At 45.9% G+C, this 22,877-nt stretch carries 29 protein-coding genes and 2 pseudogenes; 19 read left to right on the forward strand and 12 right to left on the reverse strand.

Annotated elements, in window-relative coordinates; translation table 11 throughout:
• Positions 1 to 42: 42 nt before the first annotated feature.
• Both MIC7113_RS24010 and MIC7113_RS24015 read right to left on the reverse strand, forming a co-directional pair.
• A complete protein-coding gene (locus MIC7113_RS24010; protein ID WP_015184797.1) occupies positions 43 to 1,248 on the reverse strand; it encodes a 4-hydroxy-3-methylbut-2-enyl diphosphate reductase in 1,206 nt (401 codons plus the stop codon).
• Positions 1,249 to 1,338: 90 nt separating this feature from the next.
• Positions 1,339 to 2,181 carry an SGNH/GDSL hydrolase family protein gene (locus MIC7113_RS24015; RefSeq protein ID WP_041780196.1) on the reverse strand — a complete coding sequence of 281 codons (843 nt, stop codon included), beginning with the start codon at positions 2,179 to 2,181 and terminating at the stop codon, positions 1,339 to 1,341.
• A gap of 546 nt (positions 2,182 to 2,727) precedes the next feature.
• Between MIC7113_RS24015 and MIC7113_RS24020 the strand changes: the two genes are divergently transcribed.
• Positions 2,728 to 3,177, forward strand: a complete 450-nt coding sequence (locus MIC7113_RS24020; RefSeq protein WP_155898088.1) for a hypothetical protein — start codon at positions 2,728 to 2,730, stop codon at positions 3,175 to 3,177.
• Between the two features lie 256 nt (positions 3,178 to 3,433).
• Here MIC7113_RS24020 and MIC7113_RS24025 read toward each other — a convergent pair whose 3' ends face one another.
• Positions 3,434 to 5,065, reverse strand: coding sequence for an ammonium transporter (locus tag MIC7113_RS24025; protein ID WP_041780197.1), 1,632 nt, complete (start codon positions 5,063 to 5,065; stop codon positions 3,434 to 3,436).
• Between the two features lie 724 nt (positions 5,066 to 5,789).
• Between MIC7113_RS24025 and MIC7113_RS24030 the strand changes: the two genes are divergently transcribed.
• Positions 5,790 to 7,040 (forward strand): S-layer homology domain-containing protein, encoded by a 1,251-nt coding sequence (locus MIC7113_RS24030; RefSeq protein WP_015184801.1) that lies wholly within the window; start codon positions 5,790 to 5,792, stop codon positions 7,038 to 7,040.
• Positions 7,041 to 7,100: 60 nt separating this feature from the next.
• On the opposite strand, the gene purE is transcribed toward MIC7113_RS24030, so the two are convergent.
• On the reverse strand, positions 7,101 to 7,628 hold the full coding sequence (gene purE / locus MIC7113_RS24035; RefSeq protein WP_015184802.1) for a 5-(carboxyamino)imidazole ribonucleotide mutase: 528 nt from the start codon (positions 7,626 to 7,628) through the stop codon (positions 7,101 to 7,103).
• Between the two features lie 112 nt (positions 7,629 to 7,740).
• Here purE and nagA point away from each other — a divergent pair, with 112 nt between their 5' ends.
• From nagA to MIC7113_RS24100, 12 genes and pseudogenes are all read left to right on the forward strand, one after another.
• Entirely contained in the window at positions 7,741 to 8,940 is a 1,200-nt protein-coding gene (gene nagA, locus MIC7113_RS24040; protein WP_015184803.1) for an N-acetylglucosamine-6-phosphate deacetylase, read from the forward strand.
• Positions 8,941 to 9,157: 217 nt separating this feature from the next.
• A protein-coding gene (locus tag MIC7113_RS35555) for an IS5 family transposase (RefSeq protein WP_390463838.1) occupies positions 9,158 to 10,599 on the forward strand; the annotation gives its coding sequence in 2 pieces (ribosomal slippage) (positions 9,158 to 9,589 and positions 9,592 to 10,599; 1,440 coding nt in all).
• Between the two features lie 147 nt (positions 10,600 to 10,746).
• Positions 10,747 to 10,869, forward strand: a complete 123-nt coding sequence (locus MIC7113_RS38760; RefSeq protein ID WP_015184804.1) for a hypothetical protein — start codon at positions 10,747 to 10,749, stop codon at positions 10,867 to 10,869.
• 86 nt (positions 10,870 to 10,955) lie between these two features.
• Positions 10,956 to 11,456 (forward strand): annotated as a pseudogene (locus MIC7113_RS24055) (site-2 protease family protein); the annotation flags it as partial.
• A complete protein-coding gene (locus MIC7113_RS24060; protein ID WP_041780198.1) occupies positions 11,453 to 11,722 on the forward strand; it encodes a hypothetical protein in 270 nt (89 codons plus the stop codon). The pseudogene MIC7113_RS24055 and the gene MIC7113_RS24060, both read left to right, overlap by 4 nt.
• Positions 11,709 to 12,395: a magnesium protoporphyrin IX methyltransferase gene (gene bchM / locus MIC7113_RS24065; RefSeq protein WP_015184806.1), complete on the forward strand. Its 687-nt coding sequence runs from the start codon at positions 11,709 to 11,711 to the stop codon at positions 12,393 to 12,395. The genes MIC7113_RS24060 and bchM overlap by 14 nt, the downstream gene beginning before the upstream one ends.
• Before the next feature lie 39 nt (positions 12,396 to 12,434).
• Positions 12,435 to 12,671, forward strand: coding sequence for a hypothetical protein (locus MIC7113_RS24070; RefSeq protein ID WP_015184807.1), 237 nt, complete (start codon positions 12,435 to 12,437; stop codon positions 12,669 to 12,671).
• 128 nt (positions 12,672 to 12,799) lie between these two features.
• Positions 12,800 to 13,877: pseudogene (locus tag MIC7113_RS24080) on the forward strand (ISKra4-like element ISMic1 family transposase).
• A gap of 79 nt (positions 13,878 to 13,956) precedes the next feature.
• Entirely contained in the window at positions 13,957 to 14,367 is a 411-nt protein-coding gene (locus tag MIC7113_RS24085) for a hypothetical protein (RefSeq protein ID WP_015180238.1), read from the forward strand.
• A gap of 36 nt (positions 14,368 to 14,403) precedes the next feature.
• Positions 14,404 to 14,730 carry a hypothetical protein gene (locus MIC7113_RS24090; RefSeq protein ID WP_041780199.1) on the forward strand — a complete coding sequence of 109 codons (327 nt, stop codon included), beginning with the start codon at positions 14,404 to 14,406 and terminating at the stop codon, positions 14,728 to 14,730.
• Between the two features lie 29 nt (positions 14,731 to 14,759).
• Positions 14,760 to 15,161, forward strand: coding sequence for a hypothetical protein (locus tag MIC7113_RS24095; protein WP_015184808.1), 402 nt, complete (start codon positions 14,760 to 14,762; stop codon positions 15,159 to 15,161).
• 17 nt (positions 15,162 to 15,178) lie between these two features.
• Positions 15,179 to 15,556, forward strand: coding sequence for a DUF423 domain-containing protein (locus tag MIC7113_RS24100; protein ID WP_015184809.1), 378 nt, complete (start codon positions 15,179 to 15,181; stop codon positions 15,554 to 15,556).
• A 112-nt stretch (positions 15,557 to 15,668) separates the two neighbouring features.
• Here MIC7113_RS24100 and MIC7113_RS24105 read toward each other — a convergent pair whose 3' ends face one another.
• The 5 genes from MIC7113_RS24105 to MIC7113_RS24125 all read right to left on the reverse strand — a co-directional run bounded on the left by MIC7113_RS24105 (position 15,669) and on the right by MIC7113_RS24125 (position 18,095).
• Positions 15,669 to 15,995 (reverse strand): SMI1/KNR4 family protein, encoded by a 327-nt coding sequence (locus MIC7113_RS24105; protein WP_015184810.1) that lies wholly within the window; start codon positions 15,993 to 15,995, stop codon positions 15,669 to 15,671.
• Between the two features lie 45 nt (positions 15,996 to 16,040).
• Positions 16,041 to 16,604, reverse strand: coding sequence for a Uma2 family endonuclease (locus MIC7113_RS24110; RefSeq protein ID WP_015184811.1), 564 nt, complete (start codon positions 16,602 to 16,604; stop codon positions 16,041 to 16,043).
• A 209-nt stretch (positions 16,605 to 16,813) separates the two neighbouring features.
• Complete coding sequence (locus MIC7113_RS24115; protein WP_015184812.1) at positions 16,814 to 17,275, reverse strand: DUF2442 domain-containing protein; 462 nt, start codon at positions 17,273 to 17,275, stop codon at positions 16,814 to 16,816.
• Positions 17,250 to 17,534 carry a DUF4160 domain-containing protein gene (locus MIC7113_RS24120; RefSeq protein WP_015184813.1) on the reverse strand — a complete coding sequence of 95 codons (285 nt, stop codon included), beginning with the start codon at positions 17,532 to 17,534 and terminating at the stop codon, positions 17,250 to 17,252. The genes MIC7113_RS24115 and MIC7113_RS24120 overlap by 26 nt, the downstream gene beginning before the upstream one ends.
• Positions 17,535 to 17,843: 309 nt before the next feature.
• Entirely contained in the window at positions 17,844 to 18,095 is a 252-nt protein-coding gene (locus MIC7113_RS24125) for a helix-turn-helix transcriptional regulator (protein WP_015184814.1), read from the reverse strand.
• Between the two features lie 379 nt (positions 18,096 to 18,474).
• Between MIC7113_RS24125 and MIC7113_RS24130 the strand changes: the two genes are divergently transcribed.
• From MIC7113_RS24130 to MIC7113_RS24140, 3 genes are read left to right on the forward strand one after another with little or no spacing between them, the layout of a single operon-like run.
• A complete protein-coding gene (locus MIC7113_RS24130) occupies positions 18,475 to 18,762 on the forward strand; it encodes a hypothetical protein (protein ID WP_041780201.1) in 288 nt (95 codons plus the stop codon).
• The gene (locus MIC7113_RS37340) at positions 18,759 to 19,097 is read left to right on the forward strand and encodes a hypothetical protein (protein ID WP_015184816.1); all 339 of its coding nucleotides are present in this window, start codon (positions 18,759 to 18,761) and stop codon (positions 19,095 to 19,097) included. Before MIC7113_RS24130 ends, MIC7113_RS37340 begins: the two co-directional genes overlap by 4 nt.
• A complete protein-coding gene (locus MIC7113_RS24140; protein ID WP_015184817.1) occupies positions 19,094 to 19,504 on the forward strand; it encodes a hypothetical protein in 411 nt (136 codons plus the stop codon). The genes MIC7113_RS37340 and MIC7113_RS24140 overlap by 4 nt, the downstream gene beginning before the upstream one ends.
• A gap of 128 nt (positions 19,505 to 19,632) precedes the next feature.
• On the opposite strand, the gene asnS is transcribed toward MIC7113_RS24140, so the two are convergent.
• A complete protein-coding gene (asnS, locus tag MIC7113_RS24145) occupies positions 19,633 to 21,024 on the reverse strand; it encodes an asparagine--tRNA ligase (RefSeq protein WP_015184818.1) in 1,392 nt (463 codons plus the stop codon).
• Between the two features lie 189 nt (positions 21,025 to 21,213).
• Here asnS and MIC7113_RS33790 point away from each other — a divergent pair, with 189 nt between their 5' ends.
• Positions 21,214 to 21,618, forward strand: coding sequence for an NUDIX domain-containing protein (locus MIC7113_RS33790; RefSeq protein ID WP_051055784.1), 405 nt, complete (start codon positions 21,214 to 21,216; stop codon positions 21,616 to 21,618).
• A 3-nt stretch (positions 21,619 to 21,621) separates the two neighbouring features.
• On the opposite strand, the gene MIC7113_RS24155 is transcribed toward MIC7113_RS33790, so the two are convergent.
• A complete protein-coding gene (locus MIC7113_RS24155) occupies positions 21,622 to 22,014 on the reverse strand; it encodes a hypothetical protein (protein WP_015184820.1) in 393 nt (130 codons plus the stop codon).
• Between the two features lie 48 nt (positions 22,015 to 22,062).
• Here MIC7113_RS24155 and MIC7113_RS24160 point away from each other — a divergent pair, with 48 nt between their 5' ends.
• Complete coding sequence (locus tag MIC7113_RS24160; RefSeq protein ID WP_015184821.1) at positions 22,063 to 22,356, forward strand: DUF6439 family protein; 294 nt, start codon at positions 22,063 to 22,065, stop codon at positions 22,354 to 22,356.
• Here the strand turns inward: MIC7113_RS24160 and MIC7113_RS24165 are convergent.
• Positions 22,345 to 22,794, reverse strand: coding sequence for an ATP-binding protein (locus tag MIC7113_RS24165; protein WP_015184822.1), 450 nt, complete (start codon positions 22,792 to 22,794; stop codon positions 22,345 to 22,347). The two genes, MIC7113_RS24160 and MIC7113_RS24165, sit on opposite strands and share 12 nt — an antisense overlap.
• Between the last annotated feature and the right edge of the window lie 83 nt (positions 22,795 to 22,877).

Genomic DNA, 22,877 nt, shown 5'->3' on the forward strand with positions numbered 1-22,877 from the left:
TCATAGGAGCAAGGCATACCTTGCCCCTACATGTAGAAAACCCTAAACCACCGCCACCGCCTTCAGCGCAAAAATCTTCTCGATCGCATCCTCCACCACTTTATCCGGTGTGGATGCTCCAGAAGTAACCCCGACAACAATTTTTCCAGCAGGAAGCCAGTTTTGGGTCATTTCCAAATCACGCCCTAATGGCTTATGTTCCACCTGATTTTCTGACCCTATTCGGGCCGCACTATCGATGTGATAGGAAGGAATCCCCCGCTCAATTGCAATTTGTTGCAGTTGGGTGGTGTTGGAGGAGTTGAAGCCGCCAATCACCACCATCAAGTCTAACTTTTGTTCAACTAGCCCCAACATGGCATCTTGCCGCTCTTGGGTGGCATCACAGATGGTGTTAAAGCTGTGGAAGTGATTGTTTAAGTCCGTCGGGCCATACTTCTTCATCATCGTGCGCTCAAATAGCTTACCAATCTGCTCGGTTTCGCTTTTGAGCATGGTGGTTTGGTTGGCAATGCCAATTTGCTCTAAATCCCGATCCGGGTCAAACCCTGAAGAACAAGCGCGACTAAACTTGGTCATAAACTCGTCACGATTTCCGCCGTGGAGAATATAATCCGCGACATACTCTGCCTCTTTTAGATTGAGTACCACTAAGTATTTCCCGGCAAAGGAACTGGTGGCGACGGTTTCTTCGTGTTTGTACTTACCGTGAATAATCGAGGTGTAGTCTTTTTTCTTGTGCTTCTCAACGGTATTCCAAACTTTGGACACCCAGGGACAGGTGGTATCGACAATTTTGCAGTTTTTGTCGTTTAACAACTGCATTTCCTGGACACTAGCACCAAAAGCTGGTAGTATTACCACGTCACCGCTATCGACAACGGAAAAGTCTTTTTTCCCGCCCTGAACTGGAATAAACCCGACTTCCATTTCCTGCAAGCGCTGATTCACGGATGGGTTATGAATGATTTCATTAGTCATCCAAATGCGCTCAGTGGGGAAGTGTTGACGAGCTTCATAAGCCATCGCCACGGCTCGCTCTACCCCCCAACAAAAGCCAAAGGCTTCCGCCAGTAAGATGGTAACTTCTCCCCGCTGAAGTCGATAGTTGTTGCTACGAATTTCTTGAATCAGGTTACTTTGATATTCTGACTGTAGCTGAGTGGCAACTTCGGCTTCGTGACCAAATCCCTTGCGATGGTAATTTTCTGAACTATGGAGCGATCGCTTAAAGGCTTTTGTATCCATGCAGCGTGTCCTACCTTTCGGATTGTAAATAACTCTTAATTCCCCTTGATCATAGAATGTCAGAGTCTTGTTACTGGGAGAGTTACCTGTTCACTTCACCGCGACGGGTTCAAGAACGAGTTGGTTGAGGACTAAGAGAGCATTGCGCCAGACGAAGTAGCCTTGAGGATTGAGGTGCAAGCCATCAGTACTGAGTTCAGTCTTCAGGTTACCATCGGTGTCGGCAAATAGAGGGTAAAGGTCGAGGAAAATCACATTTTCCTCTTTGGCGATCGCCCTCAGCCGTTCGTTTAGTTCTCGGATACGAGGATTGGGAATAGCCAGAAGGCGATCGCGTCCTTCCCAGGTGACGCTTTCAGCACTGTGGGGCAAAATCGATTGCACCACTATCTTGCTGCGAGGATGACTTCGCCGTAAATAGCGAATAATTAGCTCTTGGTTAGCCAAAATGGTTTCGTCTGTGATTCCCCGAATTAGATCATTAATCCCGATCATCACAAAAATCATCTCCGGTTCAGTTTTGTCGAATAGAGCCAATCGATTCAACAAACCCTTCGAGGTTTCGCCGGAAATCCCTTGATTTAGCCAAGTGCGCTCTGGGGGCAATATCTCGCTGGGAAACCACAACGAGAGGGAATCTCCAGCGAGGATGGTCAAATGTTTGGGTTGCTGTCGTGCGACCACATCCGCTTCTCGCCCTAGCAATTCTACCCACTGTTGGTAATTCAGCAGATGGCGGGGTCCTAATTCAGGCACTGAGTCAGACGGTTTCGAGTCCAATAAGCGTGTTGCTGCCGCTGAGTGGATCACGGGAGAGGCCATTGACCAATCGTATTTGCGTAGTAATACTAAGGCGATCGCTAACATGAGTAACCCATTAGCCGCGAGGGAAAAGAACGCCCAAGTCGGAAAAGTCTTCGAGTGAGTGGACACTTGATCAATCTAGCATCGGGTTTGAATCAGATTTTAGTGGTATTCTACTCATCCACTCAAACAAACTTTTCTTTGCCACTTTTTCCAACCTGCTCAAAGTGCCCCACTTTTGATGGCAAAGTCTCTAAGTGCCCAGGTGTTTGCTCGGTACAACAGACAGGTTAACGCAATTCCCCAGAGGCTCCAGCCAGACCAAATCCGGATGTAAATTCCTCCCTTAAGGTTCCATCGCCCAGTCACAAGACCCTTCCCTTGTTCACGGCTGTCTCTATCTGGAGCCACAGGAATGAGTGAAGAGGGGGTTGGAAGGAACAGTCATCTTGAGTAATGCAGAATTTGCATGAGAATCTTTCCTCCTGTTCATCTTCTCAACCATCGGAGGATGGACATCGAGCTGGATAGAAGGCATATAATAGTATCATAAGCTACAGAATTTGTCTTTATTTTGTGATTTTCCAACGATTGGAAAAGATTTTAAGTACGCATAGGCAAGTTGAAAGCGAATTTTTAACTCCTCCAGCAGCGGAACTTATACCTCAAGCCCCTATGAAGCGTAAATTTTTTAGTGTTATTTTTGTCACCTGCGCCACTTCACTATGGCTAGCACCCACGCCAGAAGCCTTCGCCCATAGTATCGAGCCTCAGGCGAATGTAGATGCGTCACAGGCGTTGCTGTCTGAGAAAGGCAACAGTAAAAGTGAGAGTAGTGCCTTAACGGACGATCAAGGATTGAGACTAGAATCTCAATCCACAGCCGAGACTACAGCCTCTGTTGTTGCTACTGCTTCTGAGACTCGTGAGTCGAGTCAGCCAAGCTCCTCTACTCAAACCGTTCAGGTCAATAAAATCGTAGGAGGAATTTTCGGTATCTTCCTCTTAATTGGCTACATCTTAGGAGGGCTTCAGTATAGAAAATATCGTTCTCGTCGGGCGACAGTTCTACTTCGGCAAATTGAAACCTTAGAAAGAATCTGGAAGATGGAACATTATCGTTAGCTCAAGAGGATCACTAGACTTGCGATCGCAACAATAACCACTTTGCCAGAGATTTAGCCTCAGATCATTCCCAGGTTTTTCCCCAAACAACAGAAAGAGTGGCTTCAACCTGAAAACCACTCCTTTATGCATTGACTAAGATAAGCATGAACCAAAGTTGCTACGACTTTCACGGATGCCTTAACAACTGAAGGTTTTTCTTCGACCCATCAAGCCATTAGGCTTAGGAAATAAGGCCTGTCTTTCTACTTAACGTTTACCGCATGGGGCTATCAATTACATTGCCCGTACTACCCGTCATACCACTGGACATGCTATGTATGCCACCTGCACCCGTTTCTTTGAGAAAACCACTGTAGGCTTCCATGCCATGTTCGCCAATATCTAAACCTTCTAGTTCCTCTTCTGGAGTCACACGGATACCCAGGGTGGCCTTGAGTGCCAACCAGAAGATAGTACTCAGAAGAACCGTCATACCTGCGACTGTAACAATTCCGACAATTTGATGCAGCAGTTGGGTGAAGTTACCTCCAAAAAACAATCCGGCAGCCGGCCCTGCGGTGTAGAGTGGAGCGCCTCCCCGTAGTTCAACATTCGGTCCGACGCTAAATAAACCTACTGCCAACGTTCCCCACACCCCACAAACGAGGTGGACTGAAGTCGCACCTACGGGGTCATCAATTTTGATTCGGTCAAAGAAGGTAACAGCGAAAACAACCAAGATGCCCGCCACAATGCCAATAATTGCAGAGGACGGAATGTTAATCCAAGCACAACTGGCTGTCACTCCAACTAAGCCCGCCAAGATACCGTTAATAATCATGGAGAGGTCTGGCTTGCCAAGATACAGCCAAGCCGTAGCTGTAGCAGCTACTCCACCAAATGCTGCTGCTGTATTAGTTGTGATGGCAATATGAGCGATCGCACCAGGGTCAACTGCCATGGTAGAACCTGGGTTAAAGCCAAACCATCCTAGCCAGAGAATTAAGCAACCTAAAGTGGCAATACTCATATTGTGACCAGGAAGTGCCGTTATTCGACCATCCTGATATTTACCCAAGCGAGGCCCCAAGAAGGCCGCTCCCATCAGAGCTGCCCAGCCTCCAACGGAGTGAACCACCGTAGAACCCGCAAAATCCCAGAAGCCTAATTTAGCCAGCCAGCCACCTCCCCAGATCCAGTGTCCGGTGATCGGATAAGCAAGCCCCACCAATAAGATGCTGAAAATCAAGAAGTCAGTGAACTTAATCCGCTCAGCCACAGCACCAGATACAATCGTGGCGGCTGTTCCAGCAAAGGCTAATTGGAAGAAGAACTTAGCCATGAGTGGCACTCCAGTCCAATTGAGCGAACCGAAGATTCCCTTGTAAGCATCTCCGATTGCAGGACTGTTATCCGCTCCACTTAAAAAGAATCCGCCAGTGCCCATAAAGGCATTACCATCGCTGAACATTAAACCAAATCCAATGATCCAGAAAGCGATGGTAGACAGAGCAAACACGATCAAGTTTTTGGCCAAAACGTTGACGGCATTCTTTTGGCGGCAGAAACCCGTTTCTAACATCCCAAAGCCAGCGTTCATAAAGAACACCAACATGCCAGCAACCATCACCCACATGGTGTCTAGACCCACCTTTAGGTTGGCTAATTGCTCTTCGGTGCTCGGAGGAGCCTGAGCAACAGCGGCATAACTCCAAACCAAGAAAATAATTGAGGCAAGGGGGATGCAGGCTTTCCAACTCGGACTCAGCCGCTTAATTCCAGTAGCCAATTTCTGGAAAAATAAAGATGTGCCCAAAAATTGGCTGGGTTGACTTGCTGTGTGTCGCCTCCTTTGATTTGGCGATTTTTTCTTCTTGAAATTTTTTTTGAATCTTAGTCTAGACATCTTCACTGAACTTTCCTTAATGTGTGAAACACATCCCAACATTTAGCCAAAAAGCTGTAAATCAATCCAAATATAATTGGCAATCACAGCTTACTTGATAGAATCTGCACGAGATAACTCCGCTCCTCTTTACAGGTTCTACTGTCAGTTGTTAGAGCACTGCTAGCTTAAGGAAGCGGTAAGTTTTCTAAGCTGAATTGTCATCTATAAGACAAAACCGTACAAATAACTGGGGAGATAGTCAAGAGGCTGAATTCCTCTGAATAGAAGGTTATTCAGAGTTTGGAACTTTCAAGTTTTGTACGTTCTCAATCTGGTTTTCTGTATCAAAATATACTTTTTGCCCTAGAGACTCTAAACCTTTAGCAAGTCTTAGAGGGGAGAGAAATATCTTAGGCAGCTTGCTTAGTTGCAAATAGCTCTGAGAAGAAGAATGGTAACGGTTATATGTCGTCAATACAATATTTAGCTTTTTGGTCAATTTTTTGGGAAATTTCGTGTAGGTTTTGGCAGCTCTTTTAAGCAATGAATGGCAAATTTAAAATACTACATTTTCTATGCTGGTAGTTTTTTTCCAGCTTTTTGTAAGAAAAATTAACAAATCGGAACTTTTCTGGTCTCCCTTTCGTCTCTCTGTGGAAAGAGTGAACGCAAAGTCTTTGAACCTCCCGAAAGCCAAAATTTCGGTAAGGTGAAAGAATTCTTTTTTAGAGGACAGTGGTCTATGTCTCGTTTGTCTGCTTGGAACTCAGGAAGCTCTACCCTGTTGGTCTTGGGATTAGCGGTTGGTGCTACCGCGCCCATTGTAATGTCAGCACCAGCGACAGCCGCCAACTTTGTAGATATTCAACGTCACTGGGCGCAACCCTTCATTGAAGCCCTGGCGCAAGAAAACTTAATTAATGGATTTTCAGATCAAACCTTTAGACCTGACCAGCCCGTGACTCGTGCTCAGTTTGCGGCGATGATTCAGCAAGCCTTTGACGAAAATAACGTACAGTTGTCACGAGAGTTCGATGAGGCGGCGGCTGACTATTGGATCAGTCGGGATTTGGACAATAACAGCTCGTCGAACCGTCAATTACGCTTATCTGACCCGCTTTCTAGAGGGCAAGTACTTGCTGCCCTAGCTGATGGTTTAGGTTTGTCTCCCAGAGGTTCAGCCGATAATATCTTAAACTTCTACAGAGATGCCTCACAAATTCCTCGTGCAGCACGAGAACCCGTAGCCGCTGCAACACAACAGGGGATTGTTGTCAATTATCCTGATGTGAGCTATCTCGATCCCATGAAAACGGCAACCCGCGCTGATGTTGCCGCCTTTATTTATCAAGCCTTAGCGAATGAAGGAGTACTAGCTCCCATTTCCAACCGAACACAAGCCTTTAACTATATTGTTCGGGTGAATTCTGGAACCAATCAAGCCATAAACAATCGCTCTAATAATCAAACAATAACCAACAATAGAAATACCAGAACGGCACAATACAAAGTGGCAAGAGGTACACCCCTTAATGTTGAATACCCACAGTCAGACCAGATCATTTTAGCTCCTGGCGAAACCCGAAATTTAACCTTAGTGGTTGCCGAAGATATTAAAAACTCACAAGGAGAAATTGTAATTCCCAGGAATAGTGAGATAGAGGGTCAAATTGTACCGCGTTATAGTGGCTCTCAGTTTCTAGGCGCTCAGTTTGTGGCTCAAAGATTGATGATTGGTGGTGAATCCTACAACAATATCAACGTAACATCCTCACTTCTGACGGCTCAGCAACCAGAAGCTCCCAAACCACCCCGAAGCTTAGGAGATGCTGCACTGAGTGTATTGACTGGCGTTTTAACAGGTCGGTCTTCTACAGCTAACCAACAACAGAAACCGATTGTTATTGACCCAAGTAGTGATTTACAGTTGACCGTTGGTTCTGACTTCTATGTGAATAGCATTACCCCCACCTCAATGCCATCGGCAAGATGAAGAAAGCATCCCTAACGCCATGATTTAACCCTTCTCTATAACACAAGGTTTTCTATTGGCTTAGGGCATTTTCGTTAAGTATTGTTGGTAGCCCAGTTCATCGAGCTGGGCTTGCTTATCTAGAACAGATTGAGCTAAGTTTTGGCGATACTGCTGTACTTTTTCGAGTAATTCTGGTTGGTGAGATGCCAAAATCTGCACGGCTAATAAACCTGCATTTTTAGCATTGCCGATCGCCACTGTAGCCACTGGAATCCCCGCAGGCATTTGTACAATTGAGTAGAGGGAATCAACACCTTGTAAATGACGAGTGGCTACAGGAACACCAATCACCGGCAAAGGCGTGAGAGACGCTACCATTCCCGGCAGATGGGCGGCTCCTCCAGCACCGGCGATAATTACCTTGAGTCCGCGTTGATGGGCTTCTTGGGCGTATTTCACCATCTGTTCCGGCGTGCGGTGGGCAGAAACAATCGCCACTTCACAGGGCACGCTGAATTCTTCACAAACCGCGATCGCACCCTGCATTGTGGGTAAATCGGAATCGCTGCCCATAATAATGCCAACTAAAGGTTTGTCTGTCGTCATGGTTCAAACAGTTGAAGGTTGAGGGTTGAAAGTTATAAGCTGCAACCTGCTATAGCAAAGCGGTAGCGAAGTTAGCACATCACCTTCAACCAAAGGAAAGGATAAAGCACAAATGTCTCCCAATCTGGATATTATCAATGCTCGTGTGCCCGGTTATCAGGGTTTGCAGCAAATTAGGGTCGATGAGCAAGGCATGATTGCCTGCATTGAGCCAATGGAGAGCAACTTATCTATCGGGGTAGCTGATGAATCGTCACGGCTTGATGTGGCTGGGGATTGGGTGTCACTGGGCGGTGTTGATTTACAAATTAATGGGGGATTGGGCTTAGCGTTCACAGACTTGAGTCTAGATGATGAATACACATTAAAAAAAATTTGTCAATACCTATGGAATCAGGGCGTTGATGCTTTCCTGCCGACTCTCGTCACGACTTCGGTGGAAAATATTCAGCGATCGCTTGGTGTCATGGATGAGTTTGTCGCATCTTACCCCCTCCTTAGTAAGGGGGGGCAAGAAGGAGTCGGAGTTGCTCAGATTTTGGGTGTCCATTTAGAAGGGCCATTTCTCAATCCCCAAAAGCGGGGAGCTCATCCTGCCGAGTACTTGCTGCCGTTGACGATTGATCAGGTGAAGCGGGTGTTGGGGGATTATGCCCATGTTGTGAAAGTGATGACGCTGGCACCGGAATTAGACACAACGGGAGAGGTAATTCCTTATTTGCGATCGCTTGGGATTACCGTGAGTTTGGGACACTCTCAGGCAACCGCAACCCAAGCCGAGGATGCCTTTAAACTAGGAGCATCAATGGTGACTCATGCCTTTAATGCCATGCCGGGACTGCACCACCGAGAACCGGGACTTTTAGGTGCCGCCCTTGTCCATCCCGGCGTCTACTGTGGTCTAATTGCGGATGGTCAGCATGTCAGTCCGACCATGATGCAGCTACTGTTACGTGCCGGTTGCTACGAAAAAGGGCTGTTTTTGGTGAGCGATGCCTTGGCACCCATCGGATTATCGGATGGAGTTTACCCTTGGGATATGCGCCAAATTGAAGTGAAAAATGGTACAGCACGATTAGCCGATGGTACCTTGGCGGGGACAACGTTGCCGTTGTTGGTGGGGGTAGAAAATTTGGTGCAGTGGGGGATGTGTGGAGTAGAAGAAGCGATCGCACTGGCGACGGAAGCACCTCGACGTGCGATCGATCTACCTGGAATTGCTGTGAATCAAGCCGCAAAGCTGTTGCGTTGGCATCTATATGAAGCAACATCCAAACTCACCTGGCAACGCTTAATCTTGGAAAAAAGCTAAATCATTGAAACTGCGTTTGTGCAAGCCTACTTAGACTGAATCATTCGATTAATCACCCGATGAATTGCATAAGAGGCAGAGGTTAGTGAGATAAGTAGGGTTTGCTGTAAAAACCGGAAACCCTTAGCTATAAATAGTTTGAGCGGTCTTGAAAGTTGTTCAGCTCCCAGGAAATCTGGTAGAATCCCACAAAATCCTTGTACCAAGAGCAGGGAAAATGTACAGAAAAGCTTCCTCAAGCCCGACCCCACCGGAAAACTTTGAGCTGCCCTTTGAGGGAAAGTTATCACAAGATAACCGTTGGGTAATCATGGCAAATCTGATACCCTGGGATGAATTTGAAGAGGAATACGCCAAAATTTTTTCTATTGATATGGGGGCACCTGCGCTGCCATTTCGGATGGCATTGGGTTCATTAATAATCAAAGAAAGATTAGGAATAAGCGATCGGGAAACAGTAGAACAAATAAAAGAAAACCCTTACTTACAATACTTTATAGGGAGAAAGCATTACAGCAACGAAGCCCCTTATGATGCCTCACTTTTGGTAAGATTTAGAGAAAGGATAAATGTTGATTTAGTAAATCAAATAAATCAAAGAATGGTAAAGAAGATTCAGGAAGAAACAGAGGAGGAATCTAAAAAAAAAGCTCACTCTCAGAAAGGCAAGAAACAAGAGAAAGCCCGAATCAAGGGAAATTAATTCTGGATGCTACCTGTGCGCCAGGAGATATCAGCTATCCCAATGACTTGGGTCTATTAAATCAAGCCAGAGTCAAAACGGAAAAGATAATAGATACTCTCTATAAGCCCCTAAAAGGGAGACTAAAGAAAAAGCCAAAAACTTATAGAAACCTCGCTCGGAAAGATTACTTGAAAGTCGCCAAAAAACGGAGATCGTCAAGAAAAGAGAGAAGAAAAGCTATAAAAAAACAACTGAAATATATAAAAAGAAATTTATCACACATTGACCAGCTCCTTCAGACAGGAGAAGCACTTGAGGGTTTGAGCATCTCTCAATATAAGAGCTTGCTGGTGGTGGCGGAAGTTTACCGTCAACAGCAATGGATGTATGAGAATAAAGCCCAGAGAATTGACGACAGAATAGTCAGTTTAAGTCAGCCCCATATCCGTCCAATTGTGAGAGGAAAAGCCGGAAAACCTGTAGAATTTGGAGCTAAACTAGCAGCAAGCGTCAGAGATGGATATGTCTTTTTAGACCGTATAAGCTGGGATAACTTTAATGAAGCCGGAGACTTAAAAGCCCAAATAGAAGCATTTAAACAGCACACAGGAGTCTATCCCGAATCAGTACATGTAGATAGAATTTATCGAAATCGCGAGAATCGAGCATTCTGTAAAGAAAGAGGGATTAGAATAAGTGGCCCCCCCTTAGGCAGACCTCCAGCTAATGTCAGCTCAGACAAAAAGAAACAAGCCTTAGACGACGAGAAGGTTCGCAATGCTATTGAAGGAAAATTTGGCATCTCAAAGCGAAGATTTAGCTTGAATCGCGTCATGGCTAAACTGCCTCATACTTCTCAAACGGCTATTGCTATCACTTTTTTAGTCATGAATCTTTCCACCCTGCTACGGCAGTTTTTTTGTCTTTTTTTGTGCAATACACAACATCACGCCTTTTTTCTCGATAACTATTAATTCGGCTTATGCTTGTGGGAATTAACAACAACAAAAGCTCATTATTATTCCAGGATTAAATAACTGATTAATCCATCGGTTGTTTTTCGCCGACTTATTCAGCAAGCCCTAAGTACTACAGGTACTGTCTACTCCTAAACACGACCCATGTTAATTGAACAGTTGGTCATCAACCCCTTAGTCTTCTTCCGGATTATCGTCATTGTCATCGCCTCGGTTTGCCTCCACGAACTCGCTCACGGATGGGCGGCTGTTATACCAATTCACTAAATGCTTGCTACAGATAGTTTTCTTGTTCCCCCCTTAGTAAGGGGGGCTAGGGGGGTCGATGTGTAACGGATTAAAAGTGAAATGGTATTAGCCAGGGCGATGATACGCCTAGAAAAGCTGGTCATTTAACGCTCAATCCAGTCGTTCACATGGGTTGGTACTCGATCATCTTCCTCTGTATTGGTGGCATTTACTGGGGTCAAATGCCTGTAAACCCGTCTAAGTTTCGCTCTCCGAAGTGGGGAAATATTCTGGTATCTGCCGCAGGACCATTACTCAATCTCTCTCTGGGGATTTTGTTCCTGATACTACTCAAGGTATCTTCCAGTTCACCTTTAGCGGAACTTGTAAGTTCTCAATTTCTGTTGCTAGGAGCACGAATCAATTTGATATTATTTCTGTTTAATCTTCTCCCCATTCCACCACTCGATGGGTTTCATGTGTTTAGTGAGTTTTTCCCTAGCTTTAAACCGCTCGAAAACAGCCCTTATGGGTTGTTGGCTTTGATGATTATCTTTAGTACTGGTTTGACATCGGGGCTGGCAGACGTTGCCGATTTAATGATTAGAGCCGTGAGTGGAATGTGATTCACTCAATAGTTCTGCGATCGCTTGAAATTATTAAATCGAATATTACCCAAAAAGACAAAAAATTACGTCATGTTATTAACAGGTTGAGTGGTATGGGCTGGGTGAGGAATCAGGGTAACCAGGACAATCTTGCTCTTACCCTCAACCTCCACTCCCACAAGGGGGAGAGTCGGAGCAGGATTGACCCTCTATGGGTAACAACTGGTAAAGTAAGTAACCGTGCCCAATTCCTCATGACAATCCAACTTTATGAACACCATTGATGACAAAATCGTTGTCAAAGAATATTTTAATGCGACGGGATTTGACCGTTGGCGGCGGATTTACGGCGATGGCGAGGTAAATAAAGTCCAGCTCGATATCCGCACTGGACATCAGCAAACCGTCGATACTGTCCTCAGTTGGCTTGAGGCAGACGGCAATTTATCCGGTTTGTCCATCTGTGATGCGGGTTGTGGCGTTGGTAGCCTGAGTATTCCCTTGGCGAAATCGGGTGCTAAAGTCTTTGGCAGCGATATCTCGGAAAAAATGGTGGAGGAAGCCAAAGACAGAGCCAAGGAGAGTTTGGGTAATGTGGACAATCTGACGTTTGCCGCACAGGATTTAGAGGGATTGAGTGGCAAATACAACACCGTCATTTGCCTGGATGTGTTGATTCACTATCCCCAAGATAAAGCCGCCCAAATGATTGCCCATCTTGCCTCGCTTGCCGAGTCTCGCCTGATTCTCAGCTTTGCTCCCAAAACCTTGTGCTACAGTTTGCTCAAGAAAGTTGGAGAGTTCTTCCCAGGACCGAGTAAAGCCACCCGCGCCTACTTGCATCGTGAAGCCGACATCATCAAAATCTTGGAAGATAACGGCTTTTCAATTCAGCGCAATGCGATGACGAGTACTCGATTTTACTTCTCTCGTCTTCTGGAAGCTACCCGTCAATGAGGTTAGAATTTTGGTGGCATTCATGCAATAACTAAAGCCATGAAGCTCATCAAGAAATTGTCAGCAGGCTTCCTACTCACGCTAGGAAGTATGTGTTTGATCGCCGCAGCTTATGCCCCATTTAATCACGAAATTAGCCCGGAGGAGCAACGCAGCGATGCGATCGCTTGTCTCCTCCTTGGCTTACCTGTGACTAGCGCAGGCGGATGGATGGCTTGGTGGTTGCATCAACAAGGGAAGAAAGAAAAACGCGATCGCCTCCAATCTATCTTCTAGGGAGCATCCCAATTTTGCAAGAAGGCAAGAGAACGGGAAGTTTATTCGCGATTTTTACTCGCGAATAAAGGCCGACTAGGCGGATGTTGCCCTAACTGCGACAATTTAATTAGTTAGGGAGCCTCTTTATGACAATGACACCAGAAGACAAAAAACTTTTAGCCGACCATATCAAGGCGATAGCTAAAATTCTCTATAAAAATACTCCACAAGAGAAAATTGAGACGTTAGAGGGTATTGAAACAGCGGTGCGCGACCAAGTGCTAGAACATGTCAGCCCCCAAATAACCTTTTTTTTATCGGAGAAAAGACGGGAACAGAATCGGGACGCATCCGAACGATAAGAAGTTGTGTGGGTCGGATAAAAATCACTCAAAAACAAGCGTCACGTTTAGGAATTGAGCCGTATCGACGGTTAAGTCCTCTTCTGGAAAAATGCTGTTTATTACTTGCAGCAAATGAATCATTTCAAGATGCAGAGAATGACCTGAAAGTCTTGACCGGGGTAGAAGTAGGTCACAGCACTCATCATCGCCAAGCCCAGAAAGTAGAGCTATCGCCACCTAATATTAAACAAAACTGACAGAAGTTTGTCTCGATGGTGGGAAAGTGCGTTTACGCTCACAGGAAAAAGGTAAACCCGCCTACTGGAAGGAGTATAAAACCGGACGACTACAAGGAATATATTACGGAGCCTTCTTTCAAGATAATTTTTCTCTAATTAATTGGGTGAACAGCCAAAACCTGGCTCGAACCATTTATTGCTTGGGTGATGGACACGATGGGGTGTGGAACCTATTTGCACAAATAGCCGACGACCAGACCCGACAAGAAATTCTTGACTGGTATCATTTGAAAGAGAACCTCTATAAAATTCAGGCATCGAAAAAGTTTTTAGAACAAATCGAAGCAGATTTGTGGCAAGGAGTGGTCGAAGAAGCGATTAGTAAACTCCGGAAAACTAACTATGTCGGGGCTACTAACTTTATAAGTTATCTACGTAAACATAGGCATCGCTTAGTCAATTATATGTACTTTCAAGCCGAACAATTAAGTTCGATTGCTTCGGGAGCTGTAGAGTCTGCGGTCAAACAGATAGACAAGCGGCTACAAATAGTCGGCGCTCAATGGAAGTCCCAAAATTTACCGCAAATGCTGCAACTGCGGTGCGCTTATCTGAATCGACAGCTTGCTCCAAGCGCTTAAAAAACCCAAAAACAGTATGAAAAGAAGCACGCTGCTTTTTTTCGCGAGTTACAATCGCGAATAATTAGGATTTATCTTTATGCCTCGAAAGACTTCCAAGGATATTGAGCGAGATAAACTCGCTCGATTTGAGCGTATTAAAAAGGCGATAGCAGCGTTAGAAAAACAACAAAGACAAATATTAAAACAGGGTGAGCTGGCTCCATCCGGGGCTTGGGTAGCGCGTTATCAAGTTCGGCAAAATAATAAGAAATATTGGTACTACAAATTACAAGTGCCGACTCCATACTTCCCATGCGCGACCTCCGAAGAGTTGAGTAAATACAAGCATCTGGGGAAAGCTGGTACTACTGACCATATAGATGCTGTCATGTCTGTTTTTAGGCGTTCTGTTATCGATGAGATACAGAAGCTCATCCGTTCCCTAGATGATTGCTTGCTGGATATTACTTCTGGAGCCGAGCAGGAGGAAGAAAAACCGCAGGATTGAATCTCCCGAAGTATTCGCGATTATTACTCGCGAATAATGGCTGTCCCTTTATTTTTGCACAATTGGGATGCTCCCATCTTCTATGAGTTTCTAAAACAAAGCAAAGGGCAAATTACGCTTCTCCAGTTTGCAATGGAGGCAAAGTTAACTGGAACCGAAGCAAGGCAATTTCTGGAAGAACAAGCTAGAGAGTTCAATGCTAATTTTGAGGTAAACGATCAGGGCGAAATTTTTTATTTTTTTAACATGGGATCTACTAATTCTCAACCTCAATATTTAGAGGCTTCAAATCATACAACTAATAGGGTTGATACTGCTTTACCCAAAAAAAAGAAGCGCAAAAGAAAAAGAGGTTTAAACTAAATAGAACTAATCCAGCCCGAATTGGAACCATGAAGCCATTCAAAAAAATCTCTGCGGGTTTACTTCTCACCATTGGATTTGTCTTTTTGATGGTTCCAGTGGTGGTACTAACGAGACAAGATGCAACCCCAGAGGATCGGATGGATGCCATAGGCGGTTTTGTGATTGGTTTTCCAGCGGCTGTCTGGGGAGGGTGGTTAGCCTTGAGCCTCAAGCGCCAAAATCAAAATGAAGGATGCGATCGCCTTCACTCTACGTTTTACCGATTGCTCCAACAAGGGAATGGGCAAATCACTGTCATGCGGTTTGCAATGGAGGCAAACTTGCCTGCGGCTACGGCAAAGCAATATTTAGATGAGAAAGCGAAAGAGTTTGATGCTGATTTTGGTGTAAGTGAAGCAGGGGGAATTTTTTATGACTTTATTCTTTAGATGCTAAAACTTGATTTATGACTCGAATTTTTATAGTAATTGCTGCCATTCTTGCTGGCTTAGCCGTGGCTGCTGGAGCGTTTGCCGGCCATGCCCTAAAAGAAAAGCTAACTGAGCGTGCCTTGGAAATTTTTGAGACAGGTGCTCGTTATCAGATGTATCACGCCTTAGCGCTGCTGATGGTGGCATTGTTGTTAACCCGTGCTGAAACCTCGCAAAATTTCTTGACAGCATCGGGTTCGGCTTTTATTGTCGGCGTTGCTCTGTTTTCGGGTAGTCTATACGCCTTGAGTTTGAGTGGGATTAAGTGGCTGGGTGCCATTACGCCGTTGGGCGGTGTGGCGTTTATGGTGGGTTGGGGATGTCTGGCGATCGCGGCTTGGGGTTTCAAGTAAGGCAAAAGTGCGATCGCTCTAGTGAAAGATCAGCCGAGCGCACCCTGTAGCCAAGTCAAATGCGATCGCACTTTCCGCTAGTGGTTAGTTGGATGAAGTGCGATCGCGCATCCTAGGTAAAAGACGAAGCTGACTGTATATGATCTTGGGCAATCCGTTGCTCTTGCTCGGTAATAACTCGATCTGAAGACCACAAGATCAGACCCCACTGCCCATAGGTTACATCCTCAAACAAACGTAAGCCGGAGGTTTTATCCCAGAGGTGGACGAGTGCCAAGGGCAAAGTAATTCCAAGTGACTCCTCAAATGCTTTTTTATCCCAAGGTTGAGGTGGTAAAACCTGACAATGCATTGGCATTGGCATGGATACATCTGGAGAATCGACAATGCCTATAGATTCAATGGCATGAATTAATTTATCGATGTCTTGTTGTTCCATATTTAACTGCTACCAGTCCCGCCTGAAGGCTACGTGCTAGGACTTTTATCGGATCGATAACCCTGCTTTTCGGAAAATTTGCTCCGGCGTCAGTTGCAGTTCGGGGAAAATCGGATCTGCCAGTGACGTTGTTCCCGTGCAGGTTTGAGGGGGCGCATCTGGATAAAAAACGGTGATACTTCTAGCTTGCGTATCAACAATCCAAACTCTTAGGACACCAGCAGCTAAGTAGTCGGTAGCTTTGGCGGTGAGTTCTCCAAAGGTTTGTCCCGGAGAAATAATCTCGATCGCGAGTTCGCAAGGGGTAGGACAAGCTTCATCCCGCAACCAGTCTGTTGGTAGACGTTCGTAGGAGATGTAGAGGAGGTCTGGTGCTGGCACCCAGTCTTTCCCTTGGCGTTTCAAGGTTACTGCCCATTCTGGCTCAATTCGACCTCGATCTTCACTCCAGGGGTCGAGGAGGAGTAACAGAGCTTTTTGCACACTAGAGTGAAAAAATTTAGGAGACATCTTGGGTACTGCCTGACCATCGATTAACTCATAAGCCACATCATTGTCCGGCAGTGCGAGAAATTCTTCTAGGGTGAGTTGGCTTTGAGATTTGACCATTTTGGGTGTGTCTAGATGTGTGTGGTTGGGCGCTCATACTTTTGCATAGTAGATGAGATGAAGCGCGATCGCACGGCTAGCTAGATAAACAAGCGATCGCACTTTCCGCTAGTGGTTAGTTGGATGAAGTGCGATCGCTTTTTATGCTGGCAAAAGTGAGCTTTTAAAAAATTATGTGCATAACCCCAAAATGGCAATTAACGGAAGATTCATACCTTCTTAGAAGCAAGGGTATTATTCTTTCTCGGTCGCCCTCCTTTTTTGCCATTTTTCCGTGCCGCTGCGGATTTGGTACTTGAAGTTGCTTGCCCTCCCTTGCGGCCTAGTTCAGCCATCCAGGATTTTGTACCAAATATACCTGCCACAAGTTCGGGAATGCTGAAGTCAACATCTAAGCTTTCCCAGTGGACACTACTTCCAGAAGGAGGCATCCAAATATCGGCAAGTTGCTCTGGAGAAGCATTCTTTAAACCTTGTGCCAGCCTTGGGGGAAAACTGAAAATGGCACCGTTTCTCAACCTGATGACAATTAAATCATCAGACTTGTCATAATGCACAGATTCAGCGCGTGGTTGTGTGGCATCAGCCTTTTCTCCAGCTGCCTTTGCTCTGGCAATCTCTTCCTTTAAATTTTCCTCTGTTAACTCAATCTCCCAGTTCTTGAATGCCATGTATTTCTTGCCATTTTCTTAACAGCATTTCTTGATTAGCAGCTACTAGCTTTAGGGCATCTATTATATCTTTGTTTTTCATATTGGGGTTGGCAACAACTACAGAAGGACGTTCTTCTTCGCTGCCAATATTTATTTTGACTTCCTTTTGATTGGTGTCATTTTTCCGGCCTTTAAAGACATGGACATGACAGGGAATGTGGTCATTGGTATAGATATAGACGAAAAGATTTTTCTTTAAATCTTCTAGTACTTTCATTATTTCCTTGGTAAAACATAATAAATATATCCTTCATGGATTTGCTTCGTGGTGATAGTTGAGAGTTTTAAAAGGCTTACTTTTCAAGAGTCTCAGCCCTTGTCTGCCAGTAGAAGGCTCTCACAAAACGAAAATTATATTGAACTTTCGGCTATGTAAGGCTTCTACTGGTCAAAACTAGCTACTTGGCTCGAATACTGACAAGCATTATTCGTGACCTCTCTTTAAGATAACCTAACGCTTGGGTTTATGTCCATACCTGCACGATACTCCACGAGCAGCACAGCAATCACAGCAATCATTGCTAACCTATTCGCCCTCGGATTGCGATCGCACTGCGCCAAAGTCATCGGGCATTTCTTCTAAAGTCCACTTCAGTAGCCGACAAAGCGCTTTGACTTCGCGAGGAGTCATCTTCGGCTCATATAGGCCTGTCTCCCAATTGCTTATAGTTTGATCGGTCTTACCCAGAGCTAGGGCTATGTCTCTTTGAGTTAAGCCTAGTTCCTCTCTCCGCTTTCTTAAGGGTGACTCTCGCTCTTGCTGTCGTTCTTCCGTCATTCTTTCTAAGCCATATTATCCAAGCAGACTTGACAAAGCAATTACAAGTCTGCTTGGATAAGATATATAGGATAAACAAGTAGGTAATCTGGAAAGCCTAAGTCTGGAGCTGTCGCTTCCAGTGTTTCTCAGATGCCTGCCCATTCCTCAGTGTCTTACATAACCGTCATTCCACCAACACCTAGAAAGTCATGCCTTCTCGGTGAATGCCAGTTACCCACAGACTGGAAGTCTGGGGCTATACAAACAAAGCCTGCCTTCGCAGGCTCAAGAAAATTCTGAATTTCAATAGTCCGCGCAGGCGGACTTGGTTTGTGTAGCCGCAGGTTTCAACCTGTCGGCGATTGGCTCACCCATCCATCTAATCAATCCAATACCCATGAGGAAATCAAAAGCGACCGAAGCCTTACGAGTCGCGACAGACGTTGCTGCCATCCGAGCCGCACTTCATAAACGCGGCTACACAATTCGTAAACAACCCAAACAAGCAGCCTGGGCTATTTCTGTCACGCCCAACGAGTGCTATCTCCTAACCTATCAACCCGCCCCCATTAGCGCCTGGGTACTCCATCCCCAAAGCAACGAACCCAACCGCCAAACCCTCCTCACCCTCATTCAAAACACATTAGCCAAACAGCCCAAAACCACTATCAGCAAAGTCTCATGAACTACAAAGCTCAACTATATCCCTGGTGCATCATCCGCCCCTTCCCCAACATGCGGACTCAAATCGTCGGACGCTTCCGCAACCGCAGTGACGCTGAAGGACATCTGCGAGTCCTCAAGCGAATGATTCCAAGTGTTGCCTACCAAATCATGTTCGACATCACGCTAGAAGACTCAGAGAGGGAAGACCTAACCCTCCCAACCTCCTCATCCTCACATTCGGCTCCGGTCGCTCCGGTTCCCTGCAAGGGAAGGGTGGAGGAAGATCTCGGCTCCCCCTCTCCTGGCAGGAGAGGGGCTGGGGGAGAGGTCAACCGAGGAGTGAAACCATCATGACCCGATTATTCCGCCGCCTCCAACCTGCTCAGAAATTCCGAATTACAGTAGGAGCGATTGCCCAAGGGGCACCAGCAAAGCTGATCGCACAACTCCTAAAAATCCCCAAACACCTGATTGTGCGCGTTGAATGCTGGGCGTATGTCCTCTTTGTCCATCGCGGGGATCGCGGCGGACAATTCATCTGTTATCGCCAACTGCGACAGTGGCAAAATGCCGTTGCCTGCCAGATTCAAAACTGCTCAACCTGGCAAGAACTGCGATCGCTATGGCTTGCGATCGAACACGATTACACCAAGTACAAGGAGCAGTACCCCGATGAACATTACCCATTTTTGTGCCAAATCTGGACAAAACACTGGGATATGGTGTGGAACGAGCCAGAATCATCACCCACAGGATTGTAGGGGCGAAGCATTCGGGCGAGCATTTTTGCTGTTCCACCAAGATTTTGATATCCGAATGATTCGCCCTGCCACTGGGGAAGGGCAAAGACAATTTTTTATTTTGACTTTTGAATGCGTGACTTTTGACTTTAAAACTCCGCACTCAACGGCGTCCGAGGGAACGGAATCACATCACGGATATTCCCCATACCCGTCATAAACTGCACCACCCGCTCAAATCCCAAACCAAACCCAGCGTGAGGTACAGTACCGTAGCGACGTAAATCCAGATACCACCATAAATCCTCTGGATTCATCCCCTGACTTTTAATCCGCCTCTCCAAAACATCGAGCCGTTCTTCCCGCTGAGAACCCCCAATAATCTCACCAATCTTAGGAGCAAGAACATCCATTGCAGAGACGGTTTTCTCGTCATCGTCCAAACGCATATAGAATGCTTTGATCCCCACGGGGTAATTGCTGACGATCACGGGTTTCTTAAACAATTCTTCTGCCAAGTACCGCTCATGTTCAGATTGCAAATCTGCACCCCACTCAACGGGAAACTCAAACTTGCGATCCGCTTTTTCCAAAAGTGCGATCGCATCCGTATAAGTAATCCGCTCAAACTGGTTATTAATAATATTCTCCGCCGTAGCGAGAACCGTATTATCAATCCGCTGATTGAAAAACTCCATGTCCTCTGGACACTTCTCCAGCACCGACTTAAAGATGTACCGGAGGAACTCCTCCGCCAAGTCCATGTCTCCTTGCAAATCGCAGAAAGCCATTTCAGGTTCCACCATCCAAAACTCTGCCAGATGTCGGGACGTGTTAGAGTTTTCCGCCCGGAACGTGGGGCCAAAGGTGTAAACATTGGAAAATGCCATTGCCATCACCTCAGCTTCCAATTGCCCACTGACGGTGAGGTAAGCGCGGCGTCCAAAAAAGTCCTGGCTAAAATCAATCTCTTGATTGTCAGTCTTAGGAACGTCTTTTAAGTTCAGGTTGGTAACAGTAAACAACTCACCTGCCCCTTCACAGTCACTTGCTGTGATAATCGGGGTGTGTACCCACAAAAACTCTCGTTCTTGAAAAAACTGATGGATCGCATTGGCACAAGCATTGCGGACGCGGAAAACTGCGCCAAGGGTATTAGTACGCGATCGCAAATGCCCAATCTCCCGCAAAAACTCAAAGGAATGGCGTTTCTTTTGCAATGGGTATTTTTCGGGATCAGCCTCGCCATATACCTTCACACTGGATGCCTTCAACTCAATTCGCTGTCCTTTCGCCGGAGACTCTACCAACACACCCGTCACTTCTACAGAAGCGCCAGTGTTCACTTGCTTGAGTACAGCTTCATACTCTGGCAAGTCAGAATTGAGTACAACTTGCAAATTAGCCATCGATGAGCCATCGTTGACCTCGATAAAAGCAAATCCCTTCAATTCCCGTTTCGTGCGTACCCAGCCTTTGATGGTTACCGATTCGTCAGGCTGACCATTTCGTAATAGTTCTACAATCCGTTGAGTCACCATGTTTCAGACAATCCCCAATAGGTCAATCTAATAAACAATACAAAATACTAAGAAAACCAATCAGCATTAACCTCAGTTTAATCACTATCTTCGGCGGGGATCGAAGGAAAACTGAGAGCGCTGAAACAATTTTGAGCAAAAGGAAGGATAAATGCTGTGGAGCCAGATATTAGATTACGAATCAGTGTTATGGGTTTATTTATCCAATCTGACACTGTACTCATGATTCACAAAATGACAGGGCCAGAACCCGACTGCTGGGATTTACCCGGCGGCGGACTCCAACCCGGTGAACCTATCATTCAAGCTTTAAAGCGAGAAATCCGGGAAGAGACGGGTTTAAGTGAGATTAGAGTCGGAAAACTCTTAACCCTTGTGGAAGGTTTTTTTCCCAATTGGCGAGGACAGCTTTTACATTCTTTGAGCATCATCTACCAATGTGCGGTTGAGAGTGACTCTGTTGTTTACCCAACTGGCGATCGCGAAGTAGGAACGAAGGGAGTCCAGTGGCTACCCGTGGCTGAGTTAACTCCTGATCTGTGCTCAACTCGTAGCTGGAAAGCCTTGCAAGCTCTTGACCTGATTAAAACCTAAAAGTTAGCCAGCACAAGACTTCAGTATCCAGCCAACAACCACACCTAGTCCTCCAAAGCGGACGGCTTGCCAAAAGGGTTCCTTAAGGCTGCCCCAAGAAAATAATCGGCTTTCTAAATTTAGTTCTATCGTTTCCAGTTGCTGTTTTATTTGCTTTAATTCCGCTTGCCTCAGTTGCCGAGTGCTACTGTGCCGCAGTTCTTTTCTTATTTGCTCTCGACGTTGCTGGAGTTCGGCTTGCCGTTTGCGATCACGCTGCACCTGCTCGTAACGTTCTTTCAAGGCTTGTAGATCTCGCTCTACTTCTGATAAGGCTTGCTCAAACTCATCTGCATCACTATCCGGCTGGTTGGAGTCTGAACCAGAAGGCGATCGCTGTAATGGCTCTTCAGGCATCTTTAAATTTGCAGTAAAGTAAGAGTAATTGAGAATGAGCCTGAAGTCATGCCTGAACCCACCCCACTGACCAAAACGAATACTCTCAGTGAACTTAGTACCTTGGAACTCGCGCAGGCGCTTGCAGAGCGTCTGACCATCACGCCCAATGATTGGCACCGATTAAAGTCTAATCGTAAAGCGAGAGCTTGTGAACAAGCTACTGCCGCCTTAGTATTCCTGCTGAAGGAGCAGCCCGAAGAAGCTCTGATTCGATTCCAACAGGCGTCAGGATGGCTGGATCGCTCAATCTCTGCGCCTCCCTGCCCCTCTCATGGGGATCATGGCAGATCAGGGAATTAAGGGTAACCGAGAGCGGCTGTTTACCTGCTTACAGAGTCTTAGTTCTGTCCCTTGGCGATTCCAATGAACTCGATCAAAAATTTGGTGGAGAAGACACAACCCTCTACCATTTTCTGACTCATCACACGGCAGGATGCAGCCCTCTTCATCATGATTACAACTGTCCTGGGAAAAACCAGAGCCTTCGTCTGATATTACCCACCAATATTCGTCATGAACAACTGAAAATTGAACCACTACTGCCTTGCTTGGGTCTAAATTATTGCCGTGCTTTGCCGCATTCACTAAAGCCTCTTGTAGTCCAAGCCTGATTTCCGGCTGCCATTGACGGGGGATCTGTTCAAGAAGCAAATCGAGAATTGGGGCAAGGTAGAGGGTAGAAGCGAAGCTAATCGTTCCCCAGTTACGTCCAATCGGACGTGTTGATATAGCAATCACTCAAAAAACCTCTAGCTTTTATTTGGTGGACTCGATACTTTACACAGCTAGCTGCCGTGCCTAGTTGCCGTGCCAATTTTAGT

The sequence above is a fragment of the Allocoleopsis franciscana PCC 7113 genome, assembly GCF_000317515.1.
Classification (GTDB): domain Bacteria; phylum Cyanobacteriota; class Cyanobacteriia; order Cyanobacteriales; family Coleofasciculaceae; genus Allocoleopsis; species Allocoleopsis franciscana.